We start from the raw sequence: 11725 nt of genomic DNA, 5'->3' as shown, positions 1-11725 counted from the left end.
TAGGGGACGGTTCTTCACCGCGGTGCCACCTCTATTGAAAGCTCTTGCTTTCCGCTCATTCGGATACGAAGGCAATGAGCCTTGATATCCTATCCCGATAACGGGGGAAACCGGATTCCCCTACTAATGTTCAAGGAATCTCTCTGAAGTCCATTCCATGCTGCCGACTTGACCGGAATCCCACCACAACCGGCTCTCTGTGCAAATCCAACAGCATGTACTCCTCTTCATCCACGATTATGCGTATAAAAAAAGGGCAATCCCTCCTATAAAGGACGAGATTACCCGTGGTACCACCTTTGTTAGCTAGCGAACTAGCTCACTTTGCTCCTCTTATCGGGGGAGTTGCCGCCACAGCCTACTGTCATTTTCAGCCATGGTGCTCGGAAGTCCATTCACATATGCGCCACACCGGTTCCCACCTAACACCGGCTCTCTGAAGTGACCACATAAGCTACTACTCTTCGTCGTCGCTCACGTATCAGTTATGTTGGATTCATTGTAGTACCCTCGTTTTTGTTTGTCAAGGGACAATTATTCTGCATCCAGTAATTCCGGCTTGCCATTTTCCCCGAAAATCAGTTGTTTCCGCGGCAGACGCTGTTTTGTCTCTTTTTCAATTTGTTTTATTTGCTGTCGATCACGCGGTGTAACAAAGGCTACAGTCAGACCTGTACTGCCAGCCCTGCCCGTACGGCCGATCCGGTGGATATAGCTTTCCGTATCTTCCGGCAGATCATAGTTGAAGACATGGGTCACACCTTCCACATCCAATCCCCGAGCCGCCACATCCGTCGCAACAAGGAATTGTGTCTTATACTCCCGGAAATTCTTCATGGCACGTTCCCGTTTTGCCTGCGACAGGTCGCCATGCAGCTCATCGGATTCAAGCCCCAGCCCGCGCAAATAGCCGTGCAGCTCGGAAGCTCGCCTCCTTGTCCTGCAGAAAATAATCGCAGCAAACGGACGATACATCTGCAATAAAACCTTTAATGTATTCCGCTTTTCCCGATCTGGCATCTCCAGGACAATCTGCTTGATTTCCTTCAACGTCACATTGTTTGATTCGATCGTGATTTCCTTTGGCTTCTGCATTTGGGAAGCCGCCAGCTGACGGATTTCCTTCGGCATGGTCGCAGAGAACAACAGAGTCTGTTTAGCTTCGGGAAGCGCAGCTGCAACATCCTTCACATCGTGCCAGAACCCCATATGGAGCATCTGATCAGCCTCGTCCAGGACAAATGTCCGGACATGGGAAAGGTCCACTGTTCCGCGGCGCATATGGTCGAGCAGCCTCCCTGGCGTCGCGACGACGATATCCACCCTGCCTTCCAGTCTCTTGAGCTGTTTGATGATATCTTGACCGCCATAGACAGCCAATGTGCCGATTTCCTCCTCGGGATGAATCAGCTTTGCCAGTTCATCATAAATCTGGATCGCCAGCTCCCTCGTCGGGCTGAGGATGAGTGCCTGAATACCTGCACTGTCAGCCTCGAGCATCTCCAATATCGGAAGCAGGAATGCGAGCGTCTTCCCTGTACCCGTCTGTGCTTTGGCAATCACATCTTTCCCCGCCAGGATCTCGGGAATAGCCTGCTGCTGTACTGGAGTCGGTTCAGTCAAACCCAATTTATGTAATACGTCAAGCCGTTCATGCTTTATATTCAAATCCTCGAAAAGCTTCATATCGTTCCCTCTTTCATACTTTTTCCATGATTATTATGTGAAATTTCCATAGATGTACGCTTAAAAAGTTTGTAAGATACTAGTATACACATAAAAAGGGGGAAATTATATGCAAAAATGGCTGATCGGCATTTTTGTGCTGCTGATCATCAGTTTCAGTCTCATCGGCCTTTTCCGCGGGGAAGGAGAAGTCCACCAAATAAATGAAACAGGTAAATCATCTGCAAATTCAAATGATGAAGCGTTTACCCTGCACACTAACGGGTAAACTGTAATATAAATAAAAACAGGCAGAGCAAACCGCCATTTGCTCCACCTGTTCAAGGTATTCTTATCAGTCTAGCACTTTTACTGTTACAGTTTTACGTCCCCAGTCCAATGCAGTTCCTTGATCTGGTACGTGTACATCGATTTTATTACCTTTGATTGCACCGCCAGTATCGCCGGCGATTGCTTCACCATAGCCTTCCACCCATACTTTAGATCCTAAAGGAATGACGCTAGGGTCTACAGCAATAACTTTTGCATTCGGATTTGCATTCAAATCGATGCCAGTAGCTGTCACACCAGAGCAACCTTCACATTGACCAGTATATGCAGTTGCGGATACTGTGATTTCTTTTGCTGCTTCCTGGCTAGTGCTTGCAGCCGCTTGTTCTTCTTTGGCAGGAGCTGCTTCTTGTTCAGCAGGTTCTGCTTTTTGTTCTGTTTGTGCAGGTGCTTCCTGCTTTTCTTCTTGCTTAGGAGCTTCTTGCTGGGTTGTTTCCTGCTTAGGAGCTTCCTGTTCAGGAGCCTCCTGCTGAGCTGCTTCTTGCTTAGGAGCTTCTTGCTTCACTGGTGCTGTTTCTGCTACCGCGCCACCAGTCACCGCCAGTTGCTGACCTATTACAATCAAATCGGAATTCAGGCTGTTCCAAGCTTTTAGCTCGCCTACCGAAATGTTGAACTTCCCTGCGATCTTAGAAAGAGAATCGCCTTTTTGTACTGTGTATGTGTCTGCTTGATTTGTTTCTTTATCTATAGTCAATTTCTGATTAGGAAAGATTAGGTCAGAATCAAGTTGGTTAAGTTCTTTAAGCTGATTAACACTAACTTCGTATTTATCTGCGATTTTCCAAAGGGAGTCCCCTTTTTGAACATTATATTCAGCAGCTGATGCTGATGTACCGAATGCCCCCGCAATTACTAGTCCTGTAGCTAAAGATACGACTGTTTTTTTCATTCGTCGTTTACCTCCTTAAATTTCTAACAAGACTTATGCTAACACATGGGCGAAGGGGAGTGGGTTACAGGAAGTTTAAGGTTATATTACAAGCTCCGCTTACAGAAACATTATTGTCACACTGTAACACTCCTGTAATAAAACCGAGGATAACCTAGCTTTAGAGGGGTTTTCTGTAATAAAAGACCTTGATTTATTCCATATATTGGAACGATATAAGTTTGAAATTCTTGTTGACTTTGTTTGCAATCACGTTTTTCCCTCGAAAAATTGTCGTTTTTTCGCTTTTCTTAGGATAAATGTTACAAAAACAACCCTACAATTCCCTTTTATTTTCCAAATAAAGAAGAAACAGGGGGTTTATGCCCCTGTTCCTTACTTGCTCACACGCCAATTATGATTGCAAGTTGCTTCTATTACTTTGCGCTTGCTGATGTAGTCAGCAATCAGTTCCGTCATGTCTGTGGTAAACTCCCGAACCACTCGCTTCCCTTTGAACATGATATAATCACCTCCACCTGCAGCTCGGTAATTATTCATGACAACATGATACATTTGATCTGCCACGACAGGACTGCCTTCGATGGACAATCCTTGCACCCGGTCTCCCACCTCACGGCTGATATCCAATGTATATTCGATTCCTTCCCACATGTCATAATTGTAATGCTGCGGCTTCGGTTCCAAGAAGGATCGGCTTACCTCCAGCTGTCCCTCCTCATCCAAAGTGAAATAGGTAGCGGATAGTTCCAGCGCCTGCTTCATATCCGCTCCGGAAATTTCGATTACTTTCAAGGTGTTGGGATAGATATAATTTGAGACAATATCCCGCATCGTTATATTTTGCGGGAAACCAGGTGAAGCATTATGGAACAATGCCGTGCTGGATATAGCCACACCGGCTGCATCCATCTGGACTTTATTGATGAACTCGATAAACGGGGTTTCCTTCACCCTCGTCTCAAAGGCGTCGTGGATGATCATATCTCCCTCTATTTTTCCGATCGGCTGGTCCAGCCATTTCTGTGTTTCCTCTTCATAGGAAGAAACTAGGTTTAAAATCGTTTCATCCGGATCTATTTCATTCGTTATGTCATGCAATTTCGACTCTGATACAACACTTTTCCTACTATTATATGAATGTTCGACAGCAATCGATACTTCACCTAAAAATGCACCATTCGATCCTGGCTGCACAACCGTGACATCATTCACCTTTTCGGCAAGGGCCCTATGCTGATGCCCCGTCACTAAAATATCGATTCCTTCTATTGAATGGCAAATTTCATAACCTACATTTTCTCCAGTGAGTGATTCCGTCGGATCCCCGGTTTCCAAATCCCGTTCGAAGCCGCCATGATAAGCAACAATCAGGACATCCGGCCGCTCCTTCTCCCTGACTTCCTTCACCCATCTCCTCGTAGATTCCAATACATGCTCAAAGGCAAGACCCTCGATATGATGAGGGTCCTCCCAGTTCGGTATGAAATGAGTCGTGACACCGATGATGGCCAGTTTGACATCCTCAATCTGCTTTATTAGATATGGTTTACCGAAAACAGGTTCCTTTTTTGCCTCATCCAGGATATTGGCGCAAAGATAAGGAAAATCCGCAAGCTGAATCGCTGATTGCAAGTACGGCCTGCCATAGTTGAACTCATGATTGCCTATCACCGCTGCATCATACCCGAGCTCATTCATGCAGCTGATCATTGGGTTATCTTTATCAGATCTATATTTCGCATGATGATATGTCATGGGCGTCCCCTGTATCATATCTCCATTATCAAGGAGCAAGACATGCTCATTTTCTTCTCTGATCCTCTTGATCAAAGCAGCAGTCCGCGCCAGACCTTGAGGAGCTGGTTCGTGATCCCGGTATGTAGTAGGAAAGATATTTCCATGCACATCACTAGTGACAAGCAGTGTGATATTTGTCGTTTTATCTGGCATTCTATTGATTCCTCCGACCTCATTTTCTGAATTGAAACAGTTTTTGCTATTATCTATCATAACATGACAAAACCATCTTTACATTCTTATTACAGTAAGTTAACATAAACTGGAACAAGTCGTGATATAGTTGTTCATGCAGTGCAAATTAAACAATTTTTGGGGGTATATCATGTTTAAGAAAATTGCAGGTGTCGGCGCGACTCTATTTCTGGCAGCAGGCTTGCTCAGCGCATGCGGATCTGACGATTCAAACGCAGAAGGCGGCAGCGGCAGCGGCGGCAAAGGAGATCTGGAAGAACTTCGTGTGCAGTTCGTTCCTTCCCAGAATGCCGAGACACTTGAAGCAAAAGCAAAACCGCTTGAAGGACTTCTTGAGGAAGAATTGGATATTCCTGTCGAAGTAAGCGTATCCACCAACTACAACACTATCGTCGAGGCGATGGCTTCCGGCCAGGTAGACGTTGGATTCCTGCCTCCTACAGCATATGTTTTGGCACATGAAAAGGGTGCAGCCGATGTTATCCTTCAGTCCCAGCGCTACGGTGTCAATCCAGAAGATGGTTCACCGACGGATGAACTAGTGGACTACTATCTGGCGCAATTCGTCGTAAAAGCTGATTCCGATATCAATTCCCTTGAAGACCTTAAAGGCAAAAGCATCGCCGTGCAGGACGTGACATCTTCTGCAGGTTATGTATGGCCGGCAGGTGCGCTTGACGAAGTCGGTTTGGACATCCAGCAGGATTTGACTCCGACAATCGTCAAAGGTCATGATGCAGGTATCATCAGCGTATTGAACGGCGATACGGATGCCGCTGTTACGTTCCAGGATGCACGTAATACTGTAAAAGGCGACTACCCGACTGTATTTGAAGATACGAAAGTAATCGCAACGACAGAAAAAATCCCGAACGATACAATTGCAATCACTCCTGATATCAATGACGAATGGAAAGAAAAAATCACAGATGCTTTCATCAACATCGGTAAAGATCCAGAAGGTTTGGAGATCATCCGCGACGTTTACACACATGAAGGTTATGTGAAATCCGATGACAGCAACTTCGAGGTCGTACGTGAGTACGCTGAGAAATACGGTTTAGAATAATCAAGCTCCTTTTATAATTTCCCTATACATCCAGCCAGCCTGAGATATCCTTGGACTGGCTGGGCTTTTGTCTGTATGTATATCTTTTCAGGATGGTACGTTTCATCTTTACTATTAAATTACATAAAAAGGTTGGTATAGAAAGTGATAGAATTTCGCAATGTTTCGAAAACATATCCCAATGGCGTCAAAGGTTTGAAAAACATCAACTTGACTATCGAAAAAGGCGAGTTCATTGTCATTGTCGGTCTTTCCGGAGCTGGTAAGTCCACATTGCTGCGCTCGATTAATAGATTGCATGAAATCTCTGAAGGGGAAATCCTGATTGATAATCAGTCGATCACTGCTGCAAAAGGAAAGAATTTGCGTATGATCCGCCGTGATATCGGCATGATTTTCCAAAACTTCAATCTTGTCAAACGTTCTTCTGTACTGCGCAATGTCCTTTCCGGTCGTGTTGCTTATCACTCTACGCTGCGGACCATATTCGGGTTATTCCCGAAAGAGGATGTCAACTTGGCTCTTAACGCATTGGATCGGGTGAATATCATAGATAAGGCATACACACGTTCCGATCAGCTTTCCGGCGGTCAGCAGCAGCGTGTCTCGATCGCAAGGGCATTGGCTCAGGAAGCGAAAATCATCCTCGCTGATGAACCGGTTGCTTCCTTGGATCCACTCACAACGAAACAAGTGATGGATGATTTGAAAAACATCAATCAGGAGCTTGGCATTACGACAGTCGTCAACCTTCACTTCATCGATATCGCCCGCCAATATGCCACGCGCATCATTGGTCTGAATGCCGGGGAAGTCGTATTCGATGGTCCAGTGGAAGAAGCGACCGATGAGAAGTTTCAGGAAATCTACGGACAGCAGCTGGAAAAAGAACAGCAGCGGGGGCCGATTGGAGCTGGGGTCGAATGAGTCAGCCGTCAAAAAAGATAGTTCCGAAAGCCCCGTCAAAACTCAAGCATTATCTCACAGGCATCATTGTTCTTGCATTGCTTGTCTGGAGCTACTGGCGTTCTGAAGCCAGCATCGTAGATCTGTTTACCAATCGTGAACAAATGGCATCCATTTTGATTGAAATGTTCCCGCCAGACTGGGGCTATTTCCTTGAAATAATCGATCCCATGCTGGAAACGATCCGTATGGCTGTAATCGGCACGACATTCGGTGCGATCATAGCTGTTCCCATTATCCTGCTATGTGCGAATAATGTTAACCCTATTCCTTGGATCTCTTATCCAGCGCGTTTTGTGCTCAACTTGATCCGTACTGTACCAGAGCTCCTGCTTGCGGCTGTTTTTGTTGCTATTTTCGGACTCGGTATGATTCCTGGTATCTTTGCTTTGACGATTTTTTCTGTCGGAATCATCGCCAAATTGACTTATGAGTCAATCGAAGGCATCGATAAAGGACCAATGGAAGCGATGACTGCAGTTGGTGCGAATAAAGCGCAATGGATCACCTTCTCCATCATTCCGCAGGCTGCTGCATATTTCGTATCTTATGTGCTTTATACATTTGAGGTGAATATCCGTGCCGCGGCTATTCTCGGACTAGTCGGTGCCGGGGGTATCGGTCTATTATTCGACAGCAACCTTGGATTCTTCAACTATCCGAATGTCAATACATTGGTTTTCGCAACTCTGATCGTTGTAGTGATCATCGATTTTATCAGCAATAAACTTCGGGAGAAATTACTATGAGCCAACTATCCACACAAACCGTCGACAAACCAAAAGGCCGCGGTAAAAAGGTATTCAACCGTGTGCTGATTCTGGTCATACTGGCTGCAGTCTATGTTTGGGCATTCTCTGGTGTTGAGGAGTTTCAAATCAAGGATACAGCCGGCCAGATTTCCAAGGCTATCTTTGAAGGGATCATTCATCCGGATTGGGACTTCATTAATGATGAGGAAGGTTTAATTTACGGGTTGATCGACACCTTGGCGATTTCGATCCTCGGTACATTCATTTCAGCGATCCTTACCGTGCCATTTGGCTTTTGGGCTGCAAGGCGCCGGAGTAAAGGAGGATTCTTCGTCACAGGAGTAGGACGATTCATCCTTAGTTATATCCGGGTATTTCCGGAGGTTGTATTGGCCATCATCTTCATCAAGGCAGTTGGTCCAGGTTCCTATGCCGGGGTGCTGGCATTAGGCCTCCACTCCATCGGTATGCTGGGCAAATTATTTGCTGAAGAAATCGATGCAATCGATCATGGTCCTCGCGAAGCACTTATCGCTACCGGGGCGAACCGGATCCAGGTACTGGTTTACTCCGTATTGCCACAGGTGCTGCCTGGCTTCATTTCCTACACACTGTATCGTTTCGAACTGAATGTCCGGGGAGCATCCATCCTTGGTATCATTGGGGCTGGCGGTATCGGGGCTCCGCTTATCTTTGCCTTGCAATCACGTAACTGGCCGCGGGTTGGCATCATTCTGCTGGGTGTCATTATACTCGTATCGCTGATCGACTTGATTTCGGGTTATTTACGGAAAAAGATTGTATAAAAGTAAAACGGCGATTCTGCTTAAGCAGAATCGCCGTTTTCAGTTTAATACGGTTGTCCGGTGACTTGCCGGCACCCTTGGCTTTGCTTTTGGTTCCTTTCCGATATGCCCGACTTGAAGCAGCCCGATATTACGCTCCCCTGGTTTGATTTGCAGCAATTCCCTGGCCTCCGGGTTCTCCAGCAGTGCATTCGTCTTCCAGATTGTTCCGATACCTTTTTCCCAGGCAAGCAAGCTGAAATTCTGGATCAGCATACTGGCAGATGCGTAATCCTCTTCCCGGAGTTTCAAATTCGCGTTTTCCTCCAGTACAACCGCTATCCATAGCGGTACGTCGATAATCTTCTTTTTCAGTGCCTCTGCTTTTTTCTCTTTTTCTTCAGCAGTTGCAGCACCCTTTGCTCCTTGCTTGGCATTGATATTGCCCAGCTGCTCCTTCGTCTTTCCATCAATCAGGATGAATCTCCAGGGCTGCGTCATTTTGTGGTTCGGTACCCATACCGCTATGTCAAGCAATTCTTGAATCTCTTCATAAGAGACTGGCTTACTTGTATCGTAATTCGAAATCGATCTTCTTTCCTTGATCAGCTGCTCCAATTGCATCATGGACGCGCTCCCCTTCCTCTTCCCCAGACTATCGTTCAATTGAAAATCATTATCATCATCATATCTGAATATTCCATACAATGTCAATCTGAGGTCAGCTGGCAGAAATCTTACTTTTTTATGAAATTTGCCGGATAAAGCTTGAATAGCCTCTTATTTTGTGACAATATAAATGATAACGAATCTCATTCTCACAATACGGAGAAGCCGAAAGGGGTACCAGTAATGGGACGTTTACAGACGAAATTACTTGAAGTAGCCTATGGAGATAAATCAATTGTAAAAGATTTGACTATAGAAATTCCCAAAGGGAAGATTACAGCACTTGTCGGAGCAAATGGCTCAGGCAAGTCCACTATACTTAAGACGATGGCACGTGTCATGAAGCCCAAAAACGGCACCGTGCTATTGGACGGTAAAAGCATCCATAAACAATCAACGAAAGCAGTCGCGAAGCAGCTCGCCATCCTGCCCCAAAACCCTGTTGCCCCAGAGGGCCTGACCGTATCGGAGCTTGTGGCATATGGCCGCTATCCGCATCAAAAAGGATTTGGCACACTCACGCCTTATGATAAAGAAGTGATTGAATGGGCAATCGATGTAACCGGCATGACGGATTTCGCCCAACGCGCAGTCGACCAGCTTTCCGGCGGACAGCGTCAGCGCGCTTGGATTGCGATGGCATTGGCGCAGGAAACGGAAACCCTTTTCCTCGATGAGCCGACCACATTCCTGGATATGGCACATCAGCTGGAAGTGCTTATGCTGCTGCATAAACTGAACCGCGAGGAAAAGCGGACGATTGTCATGGTCGTGCACGATCTCAATCACGCTACCCGTTATGCTGATCATATGATCGCAATCAAGCAAGGTCAGGTGGTTTGCGAAGGTTCGCCTCAAGAGACGGTGACTGCAGAGAACCTGCGGGAAGTCTTCCATATCGAAGCAGATGTCATCATCGATCCCCGCTCAGGAGTGCCGCTTTGTTTACCATATAATATACTCGGGAGTGCATCTCCTATGGAGCCGGAACGTGTCATGGAGAAAACACTGGCATAATAAAACGCTTTGCAGATCCCTGCAAAGCGTTTTTTCATTCCTGTCCTTCCATTTCCCTTGTGGCCCTGATGAAAGCGATCATCCCGATGATCTCCTTCTCCGTCAGCTTTCTTTGATCTATCGAAAGCTCTGCCTTTTTCCTATCGGTCAATTCAATAGGCTTCTCGAAATGCCGTCCAAGCAAATCGTCACAGCTTGTGTCGAACAAGTCTGCCAGCATGATCAATGCCTCGAACGAGGGACGGCGATATCCCGATTCATATCCTGCATATGTACTTTTGGCAATTCCCAGACGGTCTGCGGTGTCTTGCAGCGACCAATTCTTCTTTTTCCTCAATTCTGATAAGCGATCCAGATTCATCTTACTTCCCCCGCTCTTTTTCCTTCCATTTATTATAGCATATTTTTCATCGTTTCGTACGCGATTCGAATAATAGATTCTTGCTAATAACGGATCACTTCTCTATAATTAATTTAAAAGTACGCAATTAGCGAATATATCATGATATGTCATGATATGTAACGATAGATAGAAGAGGTGCAGGAATGAAGAAGCTATTATTACTTACCACCGGCGGCACCATCGCATCAGTCGAAGGGGAAAATGGTCTGGCTCCGGCTGTGGATGCGAATGAACTGTTAAGTTATGTTTCCGACATGGACAACGAATACACCATGGAGACGATATCGCTTATGAATCTCGATAGCACGAATATGCAGCCGGAAGACTGGGTGACGATGGCTGAAGCCGTGCGGGATCATTATCAGGACTATGATGGCTTTGTCATCACCCATGGAACCGATACGATGGCTTATACTGCAGCAGCATTATCGTATATGCTTCAAAATGCCAGTAAGCCAATTGTCATCACCGGCTCCCAGATACCGATCACTTTCCAGAAAACAGATGCGAAAAAGAATATCAAGGATGCTATCCGCTTTGCTTGTGAAGAGGTAGGCGGTGTCTACGTGGTATTTGATGGCCGGGTCATTCAAGGAACAAGGGCAATAAAGCTGCGGACAAAAAGCTATGATGCATTTGAAAGCATCAATTATCCATATATCGCCTTCATCCATGATGATACCATCGAGTATAACAAGCAGATACAAGGAGAAAATCTGCCATTTACCGTTGATACTTCCCTTTGTACTGATGTACTCTTATTAAGGCTGTATCCGGGACTCAAGCCTGAAATGCTTGATACTATAGCAAGCATGTATAAAGGTGTTGTAATCGAAAGCTATGGCAGCGGCGGCATTCCATTCGAAGGGCGTGATCTTCTGCAAAAGATCAATGAGTTGGTGGAAAAAGGCATCGTGGTCGTCATCACCACCCAATGTCTGGAAGAAGGCGAAGACATGAGCATTTATGAAGTCGGCCGGCGCATCGATCAGGAGCTGGTGACTCGTTCAAGCAATATGAACACAGAAGCGATTGTACCGAAGCTCATGTGGGCACTTGGCCGATCCACTGATCCAAAGGAAGTAAAACGCATGATGGAAACACCGATCGCTGAAGATATTACTATATGGCCATCTTAAAAAAGTGAAAAAGGAAGGTTCA

The 11725-nt window shown here is 45.9% G+C and carries 12 protein-coding genes and 2 other annotated features (1 of these 14 only partly in view); of the genes, 7 read left to right on the top strand and 5 right to left on the bottom strand.

The annotated features are described in order from the left end of the window. Positions 1-243 (bottom strand) — a binding site (T-box leader) (it extends 1 nt beyond the left edge of the window). A 25-nt stretch (positions 244-268) separates the two neighbouring features. Next, positions 269-480: a binding site (T-box leader), on the bottom strand. 54 nt (positions 481-534) lie between these two features. Then, the gene (locus MHI54_RS11435; protein WP_095214267.1) at positions 535-1686 is read right to left on the bottom strand and encodes a DEAD/DEAH box helicase; all 1152 of its coding nucleotides are present in this window, start codon (positions 1684-1686) and stop codon (positions 535-537) included. A 109-nt stretch (positions 1687-1795) separates the two neighbouring features. Between MHI54_RS11435 and MHI54_RS11430 the strand changes: the two genes are divergently transcribed. Beyond that, positions 1796-1954, top strand: coding sequence for a hypothetical protein (locus MHI54_RS11430; RefSeq protein ID WP_158221445.1), 159 nt, complete (start codon positions 1796-1798; stop codon positions 1952-1954). A gap of 66 nt (positions 1955-2020) precedes the next feature. Here the strand turns inward: MHI54_RS11430 and MHI54_RS11425 are convergent, their stop codons facing one another. Together MHI54_RS11425 and MHI54_RS11420 are read right to left on the bottom strand one after the other, a co-directional pair. Continuing rightward, a complete protein-coding gene (locus MHI54_RS11425; RefSeq protein ID WP_095214268.1) occupies positions 2021-2908 on the bottom strand; it encodes a 3D domain-containing protein in 888 nt (295 codons plus the stop codon). Between the two features lie 375 nt (positions 2909-3283). Continuing rightward, entirely contained in the window at positions 3284-4861 is a 1578-nt protein-coding gene (locus MHI54_RS11420) for a bifunctional UDP-sugar hydrolase/5'-nucleotidase (RefSeq protein WP_340081498.1), read from the bottom strand. A 172-nt stretch (positions 4862-5033) separates the two neighbouring features. On the opposite strand from MHI54_RS11420, the gene MHI54_RS11415 reads away from it, so the two are divergent. The 4 genes from MHI54_RS11415 (at position 5034) to phnE (MHI54_RS11400) (ending at position 8496) form a co-directional block, all read left to right on the top strand. Next, positions 5034-5972, top strand: a complete 939-nt coding sequence (locus MHI54_RS11415) for a phosphate/phosphite/phosphonate ABC transporter substrate-binding protein (RefSeq protein ID WP_340081497.1) — start codon at positions 5034-5036, stop codon at positions 5970-5972. A 144-nt stretch (positions 5973-6116) separates the two neighbouring features. Beyond that, entirely contained in the window at positions 6117-6899 is a 783-nt protein-coding gene (gene phnC, locus MHI54_RS11410; RefSeq protein ID WP_095214271.1) for a phosphonate ABC transporter ATP-binding protein, read from the top strand. Then, entirely contained in the window at positions 6896-7687 is a 792-nt protein-coding gene (gene phnE, locus MHI54_RS11405; RefSeq protein ID WP_095214272.1) for a phosphonate ABC transporter, permease protein PhnE, read from the top strand. The genes phnC and phnE (MHI54_RS11405) overlap by 4 nt, the downstream gene beginning before the upstream one ends. Next, positions 7684-8496, top strand: a complete 813-nt coding sequence (gene phnE, locus MHI54_RS11400) for a phosphonate ABC transporter, permease protein PhnE (protein WP_095214273.1) — start codon at positions 7684-7686, stop codon at positions 8494-8496. The genes phnE (MHI54_RS11405) and phnE (MHI54_RS11400) overlap by 4 nt, the downstream gene beginning before the upstream one ends. Positions 8497-8535: 39 nt before the next feature. Here phnE (MHI54_RS11400) and MHI54_RS11395 read toward each other — a convergent pair whose 3' ends face one another. Beyond that, positions 8536-9102, bottom strand: coding sequence for a nitroreductase (locus MHI54_RS11395; RefSeq protein WP_095214274.1), 567 nt, complete (start codon positions 9100-9102; stop codon positions 8536-8538). 225 nt (positions 9103-9327) lie between these two features. Between MHI54_RS11395 and MHI54_RS11390 the strand changes: the two genes are divergently transcribed. Beyond that, positions 9328-10161: an ABC transporter ATP-binding protein gene (locus MHI54_RS11390; protein WP_095214275.1), complete on the top strand. Its 834-nt coding sequence runs from the start codon at positions 9328-9330 to the stop codon at positions 10159-10161. A 34-nt stretch (positions 10162-10195) separates the two neighbouring features. Here the strand turns inward: MHI54_RS11390 and MHI54_RS11385 are convergent, their stop codons facing one another. After that, positions 10196-10522 (bottom strand): helix-turn-helix transcriptional regulator, encoded by a 327-nt coding sequence (locus MHI54_RS11385; RefSeq protein WP_095214276.1) that lies wholly within the window; start codon positions 10520-10522, stop codon positions 10196-10198. A 185-nt stretch (positions 10523-10707) separates the two neighbouring features. On the opposite strand from MHI54_RS11385, the gene MHI54_RS11380 reads away from it, so the two are divergent. Next, positions 10708-11703 (top strand): asparaginase, encoded by a 996-nt coding sequence (locus MHI54_RS11380; RefSeq protein ID WP_095214277.1) that lies wholly within the window; start codon positions 10708-10710, stop codon positions 11701-11703. Positions 11704-11725 lie beyond the last annotated feature (22 nt).

It is taken from the genome of Terribacillus sp. FSL K6-0262 (assembly GCF_037977385.1).
GTDB lineage: Bacteria > Bacillota > Bacilli > Bacillales > Amphibacillaceae > Terribacillus.
This window is presented reverse-complemented; position numbering and strand designations above follow the sequence as displayed.

Coding starts and splice junctions, on each gene's coding strand:
- MHI54_RS11380 (WP_095214277.1), top strand. CDS start 10,708: ATGAAGAAGCTATTATTACTTACCACCGGCGGCACCATCGCATCAGTC.
- MHI54_RS11435 (WP_095214267.1), bottom strand. CDS start 1,686: ATGAAGCTTTTCGAGGATTTGAATATAAAGCATGAACGGCTTGACGTA.
- phnE (WP_095214272.1), top strand. CDS start 6,896: ATGAGTCAGCCGTCAAAAAAGATAGTTCCGAAAGCCCCGTCAAAACTC.
- phnE (WP_095214273.1), top strand. CDS start 7,684: ATGAGCCAACTATCCACACAAACCGTCGACAAACCAAAAGGCCGCGGT.
- MHI54_RS11390 (WP_095214275.1), top strand. CDS start 9,328: ATGGGACGTTTACAGACGAAATTACTTGAAGTAGCCTATGGAGATAAA.
- MHI54_RS11430 (WP_158221445.1), top strand. CDS start 1,796: ATGCAAAAATGGCTGATCGGCATTTTTGTGCTGCTGATCATCAGTTTC.
- MHI54_RS11415 (WP_340081497.1), top strand. CDS start 5,034: ATGTTTAAGAAAATTGCAGGTGTCGGCGCGACTCTATTTCTGGCAGCA.
- MHI54_RS11425 (WP_095214268.1), bottom strand. CDS start 2,908: ATGAAAAAAACAGTCGTATCTTTAGCTACAGGACTAGTAATTGCGGGG.
- MHI54_RS11385 (WP_095214276.1), bottom strand. CDS start 10,522: ATGAATCTGGATCGCTTATCAGAATTGAGGAAAAAGAAGAATTGGTCG.
- MHI54_RS11420 (WP_340081498.1), bottom strand. CDS start 4,861: ATGCCAGATAAAACGACAAATATCACACTGCTTGTCACTAGTGATGTG.
- MHI54_RS11395 (WP_095214274.1), bottom strand. CDS start 9,102: ATGATGCAATTGGAGCAGCTGATCAAGGAAAGAAGATCGATTTCGAAT.